Origin of the sequence: Pseudoalteromonas sp. C2R02, from assembly GCF_018860845.1 — a bacterium.
Taxonomy (GTDB): Bacteria; Pseudomonadota; Gammaproteobacteria; order Enterobacterales; family Alteromonadaceae; genus Pseudoalteromonas.
Genome location: NZ_JAHKQC010000019.1, coordinates 20704 through 37065, shown reverse-complemented (window position 1 = coordinate 37065; position 16362 = coordinate 20704). Strand labels below are relative to the sequence as shown.

14 protein-coding genes and 1 tRNA gene are annotated in these 16362 nt (G+C 36.4%); 4 read left to right on the top strand and 11 right to left on the bottom strand.

What is annotated here, in order from left to right; translation table 11 throughout:
• Positions 1 to 166 precede the first annotated feature (166 nt).
• From lpdA to KO527_RS05670, 9 genes are all read right to left on the bottom strand, one after another.
• Entirely contained in the window at positions 167 to 1594 is a 1428-nt protein-coding gene (gene lpdA, locus KO527_RS05710) for a dihydrolipoyl dehydrogenase (protein ID WP_216039395.1), read from the bottom strand.
• Positions 1595 to 1764: 170 nt separating this feature from the next.
• Positions 1765 to 3651 (bottom strand): pyruvate dehydrogenase complex dihydrolipoyllysine-residue acetyltransferase, encoded by a 1887-nt coding sequence (aceF, locus tag KO527_RS05705; protein ID WP_216039394.1) that lies wholly within the window; start codon positions 3649 to 3651, stop codon positions 1765 to 1767.
• Between the two features lie 11 nt (positions 3652 to 3662).
• Complete coding sequence (gene aceE, locus KO527_RS05700) at positions 3663 to 6329, bottom strand: pyruvate dehydrogenase (acetyl-transferring), homodimeric type (RefSeq protein WP_216039393.1); 2667 nt, start codon at positions 6327 to 6329, stop codon at positions 3663 to 3665.
• A gap of 70 nt (positions 6330 to 6399) precedes the next feature.
• A complete protein-coding gene (gene pdhR, locus KO527_RS05695) occupies positions 6400 to 7146 on the bottom strand; it encodes a pyruvate dehydrogenase complex transcriptional repressor PdhR (RefSeq protein WP_216039392.1) in 747 nt (248 codons plus the stop codon).
• 354 nt (positions 7147 to 7500) lie between these two features.
• Positions 7501 to 8421 carry a beta-lactamase regulator AmpE gene (gene ampE, locus KO527_RS05690; protein WP_216039391.1) on the bottom strand — a complete coding sequence of 307 codons (921 nt, stop codon included), beginning with the start codon at positions 8419 to 8421 and terminating at the stop codon, positions 7501 to 7503.
• A 39-nt stretch (positions 8422 to 8460) separates the two neighbouring features.
• Complete coding sequence (gene ampD, locus KO527_RS05685; protein WP_216039390.1) at positions 8461 to 9015, bottom strand: 1,6-anhydro-N-acetylmuramyl-L-alanine amidase AmpD; 555 nt, start codon at positions 9013 to 9015, stop codon at positions 8461 to 8463.
• Positions 9016 to 9113: 98 nt separating this feature from the next.
• The gene (locus tag KO527_RS05680; protein ID WP_042147317.1) at positions 9114 to 10289 is read right to left on the bottom strand and encodes a mandelate racemase/muconate lactonizing enzyme family protein; all 1176 of its coding nucleotides are present in this window, start codon (positions 10287 to 10289) and stop codon (positions 9114 to 9116) included.
• A 61-nt stretch (positions 10290 to 10350) separates the two neighbouring features.
• A complete protein-coding gene (locus KO527_RS05675; protein WP_216039389.1) occupies positions 10351 to 11118 on the bottom strand; it encodes a class II aldolase/adducin family protein in 768 nt (255 codons plus the stop codon).
• Positions 11119 to 11253: 135 nt separating this feature from the next.
• Entirely contained in the window at positions 11254 to 11793 is a 540-nt protein-coding gene (locus KO527_RS05670) for a DUF2058 domain-containing protein (protein WP_216039388.1), read from the bottom strand.
• A gap of 132 nt (positions 11794 to 11925) precedes the next feature.
• Here KO527_RS05670 and KO527_RS05665 point away from each other — a divergent pair, with 132 nt between their 5' ends.
• Positions 11926 to 13098, top strand: a complete 1173-nt coding sequence (locus KO527_RS05665) for an MFS transporter (RefSeq protein WP_216039387.1) — start codon at positions 11926 to 11928, stop codon at positions 13096 to 13098.
• Between the two features lie 51 nt (positions 13099 to 13149).
• Here KO527_RS05665 and KO527_RS05660 read toward each other — a convergent pair whose 3' ends face one another.
• Both KO527_RS05660 and KO527_RS05655 read right to left on the bottom strand, forming a co-directional pair.
• Positions 13150 to 13536 (bottom strand): hypothetical protein, encoded by a 387-nt coding sequence (locus KO527_RS05660; RefSeq protein ID WP_216039386.1) that lies wholly within the window; start codon positions 13534 to 13536, stop codon positions 13150 to 13152.
• 56 nt (positions 13537 to 13592) lie between these two features.
• Positions 13593 to 14006 (bottom strand): hypothetical protein, encoded by a 414-nt coding sequence (locus tag KO527_RS05655; RefSeq protein WP_216039385.1) that lies wholly within the window; start codon positions 14004 to 14006, stop codon positions 13593 to 13595.
• 184 nt (positions 14007 to 14190) lie between these two features.
• On the opposite strand from KO527_RS05655, the gene KO527_RS05650 reads away from it, so the two are divergent.
• From KO527_RS05650 to KO527_RS05640, 3 genes are all read left to right on the top strand, one after another.
• A tRNA-Ala gene (locus KO527_RS05650) sits at positions 14191 to 14266 on the top strand.
• 100 nt (positions 14267 to 14366) lie between these two features.
• Positions 14367 to 15278: a hypothetical protein gene (locus tag KO527_RS05645; protein WP_216039384.1), complete on the top strand. Its 912-nt coding sequence runs from the start codon at positions 14367 to 14369 to the stop codon at positions 15276 to 15278.
• Between the two features lie 68 nt (positions 15279 to 15346).
• Positions 15347 to 16243: a DMT family transporter gene (locus tag KO527_RS05640; protein WP_216039383.1), complete on the top strand. Its 897-nt coding sequence runs from the start codon at positions 15347 to 15349 to the stop codon at positions 16241 to 16243.
• The last annotated feature ends 119 nt before the right edge of the window (positions 16244 to 16362 follow it).

Sequence of the window (16362 nt, the reverse complement as noted above, 5' to 3'; positions counted from 1 at the left end):
AAAATACTCAGGCTAAAGCCCAACCTACAAAATCATACCTAATAACCCCTTACGCGGATAAATCCCCACCTACGGAATCAACAAAATCGTGTGATGTAAAATCCCAGCTACAAAAACAAAAAAACCTCGCATAAGCGAGGCTTTTATAGCTAAAAATTAGAAATCATTACTTCTTCTTTTTAACTGCTTTTTTGTTTGGTAAATCTGTAATTGAACCTTCAAAGATTTCAGCAGCTAGACCAATTGACTCATTTAGTGTTGGGTGAGCATGAATCGTAAGCGCTAGGTCTTCACCGTCTGCGCCCATTTCAACTGCTAAACCAATTTCACCAAGCATTTCGCCAGCATTGATACCAACCATAGCACCACCGATCACACGACCAGTATCTTTATCAAAGATCATTTTAGTTTGACCTTCTGTACGTGCAGAAGCAATTGCACGACCAGATGCAGCCCAAGGGAATACAGCTGTTTCGATGTTTAAGCCTTGCTCTTTTGCTTCTCTTTCAGTTACACCAACCCAAGCGATCTCAGGGTCTGTGTATGCAATTGAAGGGATACATTTAGGATCGAAGAAGTGCTTTTGACCAGCAATTACTTCAGCAGCTACGTGTGCTTCATGTACTGCTTTATGTGCAAGCATAGGCTGACCTACGATATCACCGATAGCAAAGATGTGGTTTACATTAGTACGTAATTGCTTATCAACATTGATAAAGCCACGCTCATCTACTGCAACGCCCGCTTTTTCAGCGTCAAGTAATTTACCATTTGGAGTACGACCAACAGCAACTAATACTTTGTCATAACGTACTGGTTCTGCAGGTGCTTTTTTACCTTCAAAAGTAACGTATAAACCGTCTTCTTTAGCTTCAACGCCAACAACTTTAGTAGAAAGCATTACGTTGAATTTATCTTTTACGTATCTTTGGTAGATTTTGATTACGTCTTTATCAGCAGCAGGTACTAATTGGTCTGCAAACTCAACAACATCAATTTGAGAACCTAGCGCACGGTAAACAGTACCCATCTCAAGACCGATAATACCACCACCTAATACAAGTAGTTTCTCAGGAACATCTTTAAGCTCTAATGCACCAGTTGAATCAATTACACGGTCATCCTGTGGGATGAAAGGTAAGTTTACAGGTTGAGAACCTGCAGCTACGATAGCATTATCAAAAGTGATTGTTGAAGTTGTATCACCATCAACAACTTCTAAAGTGTTAGACCCAGTAAATTTACCGTAACCGTTAACAACTTTAACTTTACGCATCTTAGCCATACCGTCTAGACCACCAGTTAACTGGCCGATCACAGACTCTTTCCAAGAGCGGATTTTGTCTAAATCAATTTTAGGCGCGCCAAAAGTAACACCATGAGATTCCATTGCTGCTGCATCATCAATTACTTTAGCAACATGTAGTAATGCTTTAGAAGGGATACAACCAACATTAAGACACACACCACCTAAAGTATTGCGAGACTCAACTAAAGTTACTTCTAAACCTAAATCAGCAGCACGGAAAGCTGCAGAATAACCACCAGGTCCACCACCTAGTATAACGACTTGCGTTTTAATTTCGTTACTCATGCTTTTACCTTTATATTTTTGAACGGGACAAAATCAGTTCTGCCCACTTATTTTCCTGTCACCCATCACTGAAAATCGTATCAATAACAGGAATAAGGACATATTGAATAAATTTGTGGCCGGATTGTATCACCCGACCTAAAAAAGCGCGAATAAATTCGCGCTTACAATTACATTACTAACTGGCGAATATCGCTCATGTAATTAGCAAGTGTCACAGTGAAACGTGCAGCTAATGCGCCGTCGATAACACGGTGATCGTATGACATAGATAAAGGAACCATCAGTTTTGGTTCAAACTCTTTGCCATTCCACTTAGGCTTAATTTCAGATTTAGATACACCTAAAATTGCAACTTCAGGTGCATTTACGATAGGTGTAAATGAAGTACCACCAATGCCACCTAAAGATGAAATAGTAAAACAACCACCTTGCATATCTGAAGATGTTAATTTGCCTTCACGTGCTTTTTTCGAAATATCCATTAATTCGCGAGATAGTTCGATAATGCCTTTATTGTTCACATCTTTGAATACTGGAACAACTAAACCATTTGGCGTATCAACAGCAACACCAATATTGATGTATTTCTTAAGAATTAGACTTTCACCATCTTCACTTAATGAAGAGTTAAATCTTGGGAAATCTTCTAACGCTTTAGCTGCTGCTTTCATAACAAACACAAGCGGCGTGATTTTCACGCCAAGTTTGCGTTTTTCAGCCATCACATTTTGTTCTTTACGGAACACTTCAAGACTAGTGATATCTGCTTCATCAAACTGAGTAACATGAGGGATTTGAACCCAGTTACGGTGTAAATTAGCACCAGACAGTTTTTGAATACGAGATAGTTTTTGCTCTTCAACTTCACCAAATTTAGAGAAGTCTACTTTAGGCCAAGGAATTAAACCTAATTCACCGCCACCAGCATTACCTTTAGAAGCAGAAATTTGACCTGATTCAACTTGCAAAACTAGGTTTTTAACATAGTTTTGCACGTCTTCTTTAACAACACGACCTTTACGGCCAGTGCCAGTTACGTTAGCTAGGTTTACACCAAACTCACGTGCTAAACGACGAATAACAGGCGAAGCGTGTGCATAAGCATCATTTTCTGCAAAGTTTTCTTGTGCAACTGGTGCTTTAGCTGCAGGTGCCGTAGCAGGTTTTGCCACAGGCGCAGAAGAAGCAGCAGCTTGTGCTACTGGCGCTACAGCAATTGGCGCACTTGAAGTTGTTTCAAATGTCATCACTAAAGAACCAGTAGATACTTTATCACCAGCAACTACTTTAATTTCTTTAACAGTACCTGCAAATGGTGCTGGTACTTCCATTGAAGCTTTATCGCCTTCAACGTTTAAAATTGATTGGTCTTCTGCAACAACATCGCCAACAGCAACTAAAACTTCAGTTACTTCAACTTCGTCACCACCGATATCTGGTACATTTACTTCCTGTACTGCAGATACAGCAGCAACTGGCGCTGCAGGAGCCGATTCAACAGCTACTGGTGCAGCTGTTGCTGCGCCCGCAACCTCAAAGATCATTACCAAAGAACCAGTAGAAACAGCATCACCTGTTGCTACTTTGATTTCTTTAACAGTACCAGAAAATGGTGCAGGCACTTCCATTGACGCTTTATCGCCTTCAACGTTTAAAATTGACTGGTCTTCTGAAACAACATCGCCAACAGCAACTAAAATTTCAGTTACTTCAACTTCATCACCACCAATATCAGGCACATTTACTTCCTGTACTGCTGATGCAGTTGCTACGGGAGCCGCAGCTGGCTCAGCAGCAACCGGTGCCGGTACTGCAACTTCTGCTGCACCTTCAAAAACCATTACTAAAGAACCTGTTGTTACTGAATCACCTTCAGCTACTTTGATTTCTTTAACAATCCCTGCAGTCGCTGCAGGGATTTCCATTGAAGCTTTATCACCTTCAACATTTAAAATAGATTGGTCAACTTCAACCTTGTCGCCTACGCTTACAAGAATTTCAGTCACTTCAACTTCATCTGAACCGATGTCTGGTACATTAATTTCAATTGTCATGTTTTTATCTCTTATGCGTATAAAGGATTAAGTTTATTAGTATCGATGTCGAATTTAGCAATCGCATCAGTGACAACTCTTGCTTCTACTTCACCACGTTTTACTAACTCAGTTAACGCTGCAACAACAACATAACCTGCATTCACTTCAAAATGACGACGTAAATTATCACGGCTATCTGAACGACCGTAACCATCAGTACCTAGTACTTTATAGTTTTCTGTTGGTACAAATGCACGTACTTGCTCTGCAAAGTTCTTCATGTAATCAGTTGCTGCAATTGTAGCTTCAGAACCTAAAACTTCGTTGATATATGATTGGCGTTGCTCAGCTGAAGGGTTAAGCATGTTAAAACGCTCAACATCCTGTCCATCTCGCGCTAATTCATTAAATGAAGTTACAGAGAATACATCAGAGCCAATACCGTATTCTTCACTTAAGATAGTTGCTGCTTTAAGTACTTCTATCATGATAGTACCTGAGCTTAATAACTGAACTTTCGATTTCTCGCCAGCAAGCGTTTTAAGTTTGTAGATACCTTTACGAATACCTTCTTCAGCACCTTCTGGCATAGCTGGCTGATGATAATTTTCGTTCATCACAGTTAAGTAATAATAAATATTTTCTTGTTCTTCACCATACATACGACGAATACCGTCCTGTACGATTACAGCAACTTCATAGCCATATGTAGGATCATAAGAAATACAGTTAGGCACAGTGCTCGCTAGAATATGACTGTGGCCATCTTCATGTTGTAAACCTTCACCATTTAACGTTGTACGACCTGCTGTTGCACCTAATAAGAAACCGCGTGCTTGCTGATCACCAGCCATCCAAGCCATATCACCAACACGTTGGAAACCAAACATTGAATAGTAAATATAGAATGGGATCATAGGTAAATCGTTTGTACTGTAAGATGTTGCAGCAGACACCCATGAAGACATTGCACCTAACTCATTGATACCTTCTTGCAATACCTGACCAGAAGTACTTTCTTTATAATAAGAAACAATTTCTCTGTCTTGTGGTGTGTAGTTTTGACCATGAGGATTGTAGATACCAATTTGACGGAATAAACCTTCCATACCAAAAGTACGCGCTTCATCAGCAATGATAGGGACAATATTTTCGCCAATATTTTTATTTTTTAATAAAATATTTAATGTACGAACAAACGCCATAGTTGTAGAGATATCACGTTTTTGCTCATCTAATAATACTTTGAATTCTTCAACTTTAGGGATCACAAGATCTTTAGTAAAGTTTGGTAAACGTGCAGGTGTATAACCATGTAATGCTTCACGACGCGCGTGTAAGTATTTATGTTCAGCCGAACCTTCTTCAAGCGTTAAATAAGGCAATTCTTTTAATTCTTCATCAGATACTAAATCTTGTAAACCTAAACGAGAACGTAAATGCTCAACATGGCTCATATCCATTTTCTTAACTTGGTGAGCAATGTTTTTGCCTTCGGCTGCTTCACCCATACCGTAACCTTTAACTGTTTTAGCTAAAATGACAGTTGGACGACCTTTAGTTTCTTCAGCTGTTTTAAATGCAGTGTAAAGTTTAGAAGGTTCATGACCACCACGCTTAAGCGCGAAAATTTCATCATCTGTCATATCAGCAACAAGTGCAGCTGTTTCTGGGTAACGTCCGAAGAAATGTTCACGTACATACGCGCCATTTTTAGCTTTATATGTTTGATAATCACCATCAATTGTTTCATTCATTAGCTCTAATAATTTACCTGTCGTATCTTTAGCAAGTAATTTATCCCAACCAGAACCCCAAACAACTTTAATTACATTCCAACCAGCGCCTTTAAATAGCCCTTCTAGTTCTTGAATGATTTTACCGTTACCCATTACTGGGCCATCTAAACGCTGTAAATTACAGTTAACTAAGTAGCACAGGTTATCTAACTTTTCACGCGCTGCAAAAGAGATAGCACCACGTGATTCTGGCTCATCCATTTCACCGTCACCTAAGAAAGCAAAAACTCTTTGACTCTTAGTATCTTTTAAACCACGGCCATCTAAGTATTTTAAGAAACGTGCTTGGTAGATAGATGCAATTGGACCTAAGCCCATAGATACCGTTGGGAACTGCCAAAACTCAGGCATTAATTTAGGATGCGGGTATGAAGGTAAACCTTTACCATCAACTTCTTGACGGAAGTTATCAAGTTGATCAGCACTAATACGACCTTCAAGGAAAGCACGTGCATAAATACCAGGAGATATATGACCTTGATAATAAACTAAATCGCCACCGTTGATTTCATTTGCAGCTTTAAAGAAATGGTTAAAACATACTTCATAAAATGCAGCTGATGATTGGTACGATGCCATATGGCCGCCCAAATCTAAATCTTTTTTAGATGCACGTAGTACAATCATGATCGCATTCCAGCGAATGATTGAACGAATACGACGCTCTAGGTTTACATCCCCAGGATATGCAGCCTCTTGATCTGCAGGAATTGTATTTACATAGTTAGTTGTTATACCTGTAGGCATATCAACACCATCTAAACGTGCTTGCTCTAGTACTTGCTCAAGTAAAAACTGAGCACGTTCAACACCTTCTTCTTTTACTACAGATTCTAGTGCTTGCAACCATTCCTGAGTTTCAAGTGAGTCAATATCATGTTTCTGGACTTCAGACATAGGATGTTTCCTTAATCTATTTAATATTAAATTTTTGTATTCGTACAATCATAAGTATTCTATTGAAATACTAGTTTTGCTGTGTACGTCTTAAACTGCGTTTTATTCTGGAATTCTCTTTACCTGCTTTTAATAAAGCTTCTTCAATAAAAGCTAAGTGAGCATTACTTGCCTCTCTTGCTTGTATTGGCTGCCCTTCAATTACAGCATTAAACAGGGTTTTTCTATGTTCTGCTAACTGCGCTTTCACGCTATCCTTCTCAACTAAAACAGTTAAATTTTCTAAAATGCTTTGCTCTAGTAAAGAAGACATACCACGTATTAAGTGCAATAACACAACATTATGTGATGCTTCAGCGACTGCAAAATGAAATTCATTAATCGCTTTTGCTTTCGCTTCTAAATCTATCGCTTTTTCAATTTGGTTGAAGCTCAGTTTCACTTCTTCGTAATCAGTATCTGTACCGCGCAATGCTGCATAATAAGCTGATATACCTTCAAGTGCATGTCGAAACTCCAATAAATCAAACTGCGATTCAGGATGTTTACTTATCAATTCAAATAAAGGGTCTGTCATGCCTTCTTCAAGTTGGTTTTTAATATAAGTACCACCCCCTTGACGACGATAAACTAATCCTTTTACTTCTAGCTTTTGAATTGCCTCACGCAATGAAGGACGGGAAACTTCAAATTGTTTTGCGAGTTCTCGTTCTGGCGGTAATTTTTGTCCTGGCGCAAGCGACCCTTCAAGGATCATATTTTCTAACTGCTCAAGAATGATGTCAGATAATTTTGCTGTTTTAATTTTAAAATTCATGGCTAAAAATAGTACCTAAACCCTAACGGTAAATTGGTCATACCAAATTATTCTGCATAAATTAACAAAAATAGTGAATATAGTCAAAGTTACGTAGACCAATGGCTGTAATTTAAGCCGATCTATATCAACAAAAGGTAAATTATGGAAAAAATGTCAATAAAAGAAAGGTAAATATCAACAAAACAAAGTGGTCAGACCAATAGGTTAATTCTAATTATAGCCAGAGATGTTTTAGATTGGTTCACTATATTAAACACAACTTTATAGGTTCACTCAAAAAATAAAAGATAGAAATCATTCTATCTTTTAAATACCACATAGTGGCCACAATAAAAGTGCGAAGCAGATTTATTAAGGCAAATCTGCAAATAAAGTTAATAATGCGGTCAATGCTAAAAACAAAAATATATTTCTTTTGACTAACCTGACCATGCATTTAGCTTCGAATGTACAGCCAATATGTTTTTGCTCTACTTGCTCAGCCGCTAATGCGGTATGAGTAACAACTTTTCGATTACTCACTTTAAAATCTAATAAGTACTTTAACCAACATGTAGTGCCTTTATTAAAATTACCTATAATCAAATAACCTAAACTAGCGATACGTGCCGGTAACCAATCAAGCCAAAACAATAACGACTGCAGCACTTTGTGATATTGCGTAATTGAATATTCAAAGTCGACTTGCTCTAATTCTTCAGTATCTTCATTTTTGTGTTTAGTTACTTCTATGTCTTTTCGTACCAAATCAGCATAAGTACGGACTAAGGCATAAAATACAGCGCCAGCAGGTCCTAAAACAACAAACCAAAACAATACCGCACAATAAAACCTAAAATTAATCCAAGAGAGTGTTTGCCCTAAAGTTTCACCATCCAGTTGCTCTGCAGTTTTCTTTTGGCCTAGTTGCAAAGCATATAAGGTTGCAGCTTCATTATCTTGACGTTGCATGGCATTTAAGTAGCCTTTGTACTTTTCTCGTAAATAAATACAACCAATGCAAATTAATAAAATGACAACATTAATTGCCAACTGAAACAGCACAAAGTCAAATAAGGTATAAATAAAGCCCACACATGCAGCAGGTATTACCAACCAAAGTAAAAAACCAATTTCTTTTTTTAACAAAGGTTGAGTGACTGAATGAGCAATTGAAGAATCACCCGTTGATAAATTTAAGTATTTACTGGCATATATGTGCATTTGCCAATAACGGCCTTTTGCATCTAAACGTTCAATAATTAAAGCTATTAGTATAGAAATCAGCGTCATAGTTCACCTAGGTAGCAGTAAATCATAATTACTTTGAGATTATAAATCGATTAATTGATAAAAATATGACCAATCAAAACTTTCACCAGGATCTGTTTTTCTACCTGGTGCAATATCTTGATGACCAACGATACGCGCTTTAGTGAGCTTAGGATAATGCTTTATTAATATTTTTGCTATAGCGCTAAGTGATTGATACTGCATTGAAGTATATGCAATCGTATCTGTGCCCTCTAATTCAATACCAATGCTAAAATCATTACAGCCATCTACACCATCAAAGCTTGATACACCAGCATGCCATGCACGCTTATTAAAAGGTACATATTGTATGACTTCTCCACATCGTTTTATTAAGCAATGTGCCGATACTTCTAAACCTTTTAAATCAGAAAAGCTATGATGTGCATTGCAATTAAGTGTTCCCATAAATAAATCATCAATATACGAATTACCAAACGTTCCCGCCGGTAAAGAAATATTATGGACCACTAAAAGAGAGATATCATTCTCATCTGGTCGTTCATTAAAGTGAGTTGAGCAATGAAAATCAGCCTCATTTAAACAACCTCTATCAATCGAGTAATTTTTCATTTAACTTAATTCCTAAAGCACTGGATTATCAATATCTAAAAACAAACAGGGCTCTAATAAGAGCCCTGTTTAGTTACAAGATAATTATTTATCTTTAATTACTTAATTTCAACTCTTTGAGAGCGCATTACCACTTCATCATTAAGTTCGATACCAATGCCCGGTTCTTCAGACACTTCAAAGAAACCATTTTTAGGCTGAGGATCTTGTAAACATAATTCACGATTCCACTTTTTAATCGCATAAGTATGATGTTCATGAATTAAAAAGTTAGGGATCGCAGTTTCTAAATGTAATGATGCAGCTGTTGCAACTGGACCACCACAAACATGTGCTTGAATACGTACATCAAAAATATCAGCGTAATCACATACCTTTTTAGTTTCTGTAAAACCACCACATAAACCAATATCAGGCTGCAGTACATCTACACTTTGATCTTCAAGGTATGGGCGAACTTGCCATCTATTATAAAGTCTTTCACCACCCGCAATTGGCACATTTACTTTATCAGCCACTTTTGCATGTAACGAGTGGTTTAAGTAATTTACGGGTTCTTCATAGTACATACAATCAAACTCTTCAGCAATTTCACCTAACTGAATTGCAGATGTTGCACCAGGTAAACTATGGCATTCAAAAATAATATCAACTTCATCACCAACTGCTTCACGAATAGCTTGCATACGTGCTCGGTATAACTTCATTTCTGAACGGTGAATGATATTAGTGCGATCATAGTAAGTTTCACCATTTTTGTTATACATAATAGGATCAACTTTAACTGCATCGTAGCCTTCTGCCACTGCTTTTAATGCAGCTTCAGCGTACTCTTGTGGTTGCACAAGCGCCTTAAACTCATCATCCCAATCAAATTGTAGTTGCGATGCATAAGTTCTTAACTTGTCGTTTACTTTACCGCCTAAAAGTTGATAAACAGGTAAACCTAACGCTTTACCTTTAATATCCCAAAGTGCAGTATCTAATGCACTCATAGCAGAGTAAACAACTGGTCCACCGCCTAAGCCCCAAAAACTTTCTCGTAACATACGAGCCCATAGCTTTTCTGTTTGGAAAGGGTCATGACCAATTAAAAAGGCTTCAGCCATCTCTTTGATCATCGCAGCTGCAGCACTGTGACCTAAATCATAAGCTAGGCCCGCTTCACCCACACCAGATATACCTTCATCAGTATGAATACGAACAAAAACAGGTGTCCAAGCAGGTCTATCTGGACAATGGATATCAAACACTTCGACGCGAGTTACTTTCATGATTGTTCCTATTTAATTTGATTATTGAGTCAAGCTCTGCAATACAGCGCTTAGTTTTAATTTACTTAGCAAAACTTGAATCTAAACGATATGCTTTACGTAACATAGCAGGCCAAGAAACCTGACCGCCTGTACTACCTGTATGTACTTTATTTTGCTGAGTTTTAACTGTATCTAAAATATTTTCCGCTATTGGGATCAGCGGCTTTCCTGTTGAAAGTGCCATCACTTGCACTTCACACGCACGTTGTAAATCAGCCCAACGCATAAATGCTTCACCCACTGTTGGCCCTAAAGTTAAAGCGCCATGATTTGGCAACATTAAAGTATGTGCATTGCCTAAATCTTGTTGTAAACGTGCTTTTTCTGCTGCATTAACCGCTAAACCCTCATAGTCATGATAAGCAATCGCACTTAGTGGAAACATTGCATGCTGACAAATAGGCTGTAATCCATCCTCTAAGGTTGAAACAACAATGGTTTCATTAGTATGTAAATGAATCACACAATGTGCATCTTCACGTACTTCGTGGATCGCGCTGTGAATTGTAAAACCAGCAGGATTTATCTTAAATGGTGAGTCATCTAAAATCTCACCTTGTAAATTTACCTTCACTAAATTGGAAGCTGTGATTTCATCAAATGCAAGTCCAAAAGCATTAACTAAGTACTCATTTTTACCCGGTAGTCGCGCAGAGATATGTGTATATATGGTGTCATCCCAACCATATGAATGAGCAAGCCGATAACACGCAGCGAGATCTATTCGTAATTGCCATTCATCATCTGGAACTTTATTTTTTAAATCTAATTGCGGTAATTCAAACATGATGAGATCTCTTCTTGAAATTTAGGATCGCCAGTCAAACTAACGATAGATGTTTAGAAGTCTAAAACAAGCTTTAGAATGTTACAATGATCTAAAATAAAAAAACCGCTTAAAGCGGCTTTTTTATGATTACGATTACCAGTTCAAATCATCTGGCACTTCAAAATCAGCATATGGATCATCTTCGTCTTTTTTATCATCTTCAGGCAATGCATGTAATACGATATATTTTTCGTCTACTTCAGCTATTTTACGAGCTGGTTCATCATTTAATACATAAAAAATGCCTTCAAGTACACATATTGCTAAGCGACCTTTTGCCAGTGCATTTTTTGTAACTTCATTTACATCTAGATCTTTGATCTTATTTTCATAAGTAAAGTTAAAGGTTAACTCACCTTTGATCTCTGATTGATTATGATGCAGTAAAATCTGTTTAACACGCGCTATTTGCTCTTTTTCTTTTTGCTCAACCACTTTAGCTTGGTTAAGCGCTTCTGCTTTTTGCTGCTGCTCTAATTTATTTTTTTCAATATGCTTTTGTAAGTCGCTTGGATTACTACTTGCACCTTTTTTCTTCTTTTTTTGTTGCTTGCGTTTAGTTGTTTTGGCCACTTTCATTTTATGTTCAGTGGTTAAACCTGATTTTAATAGCTGGTCTTGTAATGAACCCATGATCATCATGCTCTATATAGATGGAATACGCTTATTTTAATAATCATTTTGATTAATTAAAAGCCTTGTATTGAAGTTTTAAAGGATTAAGCTATTCACAGTTTAATTTCTAAGTATTGTAAAAGCTAACTTATGCATTTTTTTCACTTATTGTGCAGCTCTGTTTTCATCTTTTTTGTGCTTTATGCACCACAACCACTGCTGCCCTTATTTTCCAACACATTTAATGTTAGCCCTGCCGCTGCAGGTAGTTTAATGACTGCAACTATGATCCCCTTAGCAATCGCACCACTGTTTTATGGTTTTTTATTTCAAAAACTAAATACTTTGAAAATACTCAAAAATACTATGATGTTATTAGCGATTACCTGCATCATATTTCCTTTTATAAAAACCTTTGAGCTATTGTTATTTTGTAGAGTATTACAGGGGTTATTACTACCAGCGGCATTAACAGCTATGACAAGCCATATCGGTCAAACATATCAAAATGATCAGCTGCAAAAAAATATGACCATCTATATTGGTAGTACCATTCTTGGCGGTTTTTTTGGCAGGTTATTAGCAGCTAGCTTTACTGAGTTTTTTAATTGGCAGAGCTTTTATTATCTAATCGCTATTAGCTTATTGAGCTTAGCCATTTTTATTAAAATTAATATTAAAGGACATATTCCAACCAAAAATAAGACACAAAATAAAGCAACGCCCTCTATTCTTTCGGGCATTAAAAATTTAAAAAAACCTGGGCTATTTAAAGTTTATAGCGCCATTTTTTGTATGTTCTTTTGTTTTACTGCAGTTTTAAATTATTTACCATTTATTTTAAAAAATGACTTTAATATGCAAAATACTGCCAACATAGGCTTAGTATATATTGGCTACCTATTTGGGGCTATTGCATCATTATTAACACCATTCTTAGTTAAAATATTCCAGATACCTTTTAAATTATTGAGCATTATTTTCATCATTTATTGCAGCGCAATTATATTAATGATGCCAAATCAGTTCCCTGTCTTTTTTACCGCTTTTTCACTCTTTTGCGGCGCTATGTTTATTATTCACTCAATCTCAGCACCGCTAGTAAACAAAATAAGCCAAGCACCAGCTAGCGTCACAAATGGTGTTTATGTCTCTTTTTATTATTCTGGCGGTGCGCTAGGGTCATTTTTACCCGGATTAATTTATCAAAGCCATGGTAAAACAGCTTTTCTAATGGTTATTTTATTGGTGTGTATATTTGGACTGGGATTAGTATATTCAGGTTATTTAAAATCAAATAAGCAACTATTGGATTATGAATAACTTTTACAAGAAAGGTTCAGCTACAGTTTGACCAATAGCTGAGTTGTTTTACTATAAACACTTACCACTTAATTTTACACTATAATCACGCCACACGACATCATCTATCGAATGAGTTTTATCACAATAACGGCGCTTTTTAAGTTCTTTTTCTAACATGTTAGCGGCTTTATCTTCTAGCTCTAATTTTAACGCACCAGAATCACTAAAGCTCTCTGTGAGCAGTAATTTTTTATAAGCACTGCGTGACATATTTTTTGTTGGGGTCAGGTCAACTGCCCCCGTAGGTTTAACTGAGACCGTATATGAAAACGCTTTTTGTTTATTTTCAGTTGAAGCGATAAACTTTTCATTATTAATTTCATAAGCAGGCATGTCTGATTTACTGGCGCACCCAGATAACAAAGCTAATAATATTATCGGCAAAGCCTTTTTCATTGAATAACCCTTTTAAATTTAACTTATGATTTCATTAACTACATTAACCCTTAGCGCTAATCTATACAATGCCCTAATATTCTAAAAGTGGTATTTTGCCAATATTTCTCATCAAGCTCATAACCATAACTGCACCATTTTTTTTGATTTAAGTTTTTATCTAACATACTTAAAGCTTTTTGCTCCAAAGAGCTCTGATTTTTAGATTCTTGCTCAACGGGCTCTTGCTTTGAAGACCCTTGAACTCTTTGTGGATTCAGTCTCCTACGTTTTTTTGCTTGTTTTGGTTTTAATGTGTCATTTTCTTGGATCGTAAAATCGGCTGAAAAAGAAAAGCGCTCTATGCCATCCACATCAATTTCTTTTATTAAGGTTGTTTTTGAAGATTGTTCTTCATTTTTTTTATTACTTGCTGTTGAACATCCAGATAAAACGATAGCGACCGCTAAGCTTAAAAATATAACTTTCATGATATTTCCTTTGTTTTTTTATATTTTAACAGTAAAAAACGCTTGGACTGTCAAGAAAAGTAAAGGTTTTGTTTTATTTTTAAACATTCAAACAAATAATAATAAAAAGTGCTTGACCAAAGTTATGAATAAACATAAAGTACGCCCCGTTCAAGGCAACCAGTAACCTTGAATGATGGAATGTGGGGTTATAGCTCAGCTGGGAGAGCGCCTGCCTTGCACGCAGGAGGTCTGCGGTTCGATCCCGCATAGCTCCACCACTTTCCATCAAATAAATATATACACTTCCAAAAAATCTAGTAATACTCTGTTAAAAAACACCTATACTTAATAATAAATTTGTCTTTTGTTATTTCAATTATGAAATTCTCAATTGCCTTGATATGTGCTTTATTGCTTTTAATACCTTTAAATAATAATGCCGCTGATAAAAAGCTTAATATTGTTCGAACCATAGCACCTCAATCTGATACAGATACTGCCCACTTATTTTTTACTGACATCATCCAATTAGCACTTGATAAATCTCAAGACAAATACGGCCAATCACAACTGGTATTAAGCACAATTTCTATGACTCAGGGTCGCTGGTTCAGAATGCTAAAAAATAGTATTTATCTTGATATCATTTGGGGCGGAGCTAATAGAGAACGAGAAGAGAGCTTTACCGCCATTCCAATAGATTTGCTTGGTGGTATTTTAGGTGTTCGCGCACTCATTATCAGAAAAGCAGATAGAAAAAAGTTTTCAAACATCACTACTATGGAACAATTAAAAACATTAACCGCCTGCCAAGCAGAGCATTGGCCTGATACCACCATTTTAGAAAATGCGGGATTAAAAATTTTAAAGGTTAATAAATTTGAAATTAACTTCAAAATGCTAGAAAAAGGACGTTGTGACTATTTTCCAAGGGGCATACATGAAGGCTACAGCGAAATAGAAAAGTATCAAATAATGTGGGGCAATAAATTGGTTATATTTGACGAGTTTTTATTAGTTTATCCATTTAATATGTGGTTTTATGTTGATAATAAAAACTATGCCTTAGCAAGCCAAATCAGTTATGGTCTCAAGCAAGCAATAAAAGATGGTAGCTTTAAAACAAAACTTGAAAATCACCCTATTACAAGTCACTTGTTTCCATTGAGTAAATGGGGCGGTAAAAGGCTATTTTTATTAAAAAACGATCAACAAGATCTACAAGCTACTCAAGATGCTTGGTGGCTACTTAAAGAATTTCCTTTTTATAAAGATATAAAATTTAAATAAATATATGAATTTTCATCTTGTTATGTAATTTAGACTCCCATAAGATAAGAAAAAAAATTTATTTATTAATGCATTCACATAACCAAAGCCTCATATATTTACACATTGCCGTATTTTTGTTTGGTGGTACCGCTTTATTTTCTAAACTAATAGGCATGCCTGCTTTAGATATTACAGTCTATCGCACAGCAGTCGCTGCTATTACTTTATTCATTTTATTATATCTAACAAAAAAGAAAATAAAGCTCGCTAATAAAAAAGATTATGGCATTGCTATCTTATTAGGTATTGTTGTTGGCATTCATTGGGTTACTTATTTTACTGGCATGCAAAAGGCTGGCGTAACCATCGGTATTATCGCTTTTTTTACTTACCCTGTTTTCACTATTTTTTTAGAGCCATTATTTAATAAAACGCGCCCTAAATTAAAAGATTTAATGCTAGCGTGTGTGGTTGTTTTTGGTATTTATTTACTTATCCCAGAAGCCAGTTTAGGTAACCAAGTAACAATTGGCATAATAATCGGTGTGATATCTGCGGTATTTTTTGCCTTAAGAAATGTATTACATAAAAATTACTTTGTGCATTATTCTGGCCCGCACACTATGCTTTATCAAACTTTAGTGGCTTGTTTAATGTTATGTTTATTTGTTGAAGTGCCTCCAGCTGAAGTAACACAAACTGATTGGTTATTAATACTGTTAGTTGGCGTGATATTTACGGCAGCACCACATTCATTATTTGCTTCAAGTTTACAAAATTTATCTGCAACAACCGCAGGTTTAATCTCGTGTTTACAACCGCTATACGGCTGCATTTTATCTTTTATCTTATTAAGTGAGCGACCAAGCTTAACAACCTTTATTGGTGGTTTTCTAGTTGTCAGTGCGGCTTTTTATGAAACTTGGTCGGTTAATAAAGCAAAAAAAGCTAAAGCGAGTAATAATACCAGTTGTATTAAGTAAGTTCCCACTCAGATGGATTGGGGTTTTCCAATTCTAGGCATGTTATCGCAGTAATGGTTACTCCCTTAAAAGATAACATAACAACGAAGTGTAAATCCCCAGAGGCTACTGTAGGCGGG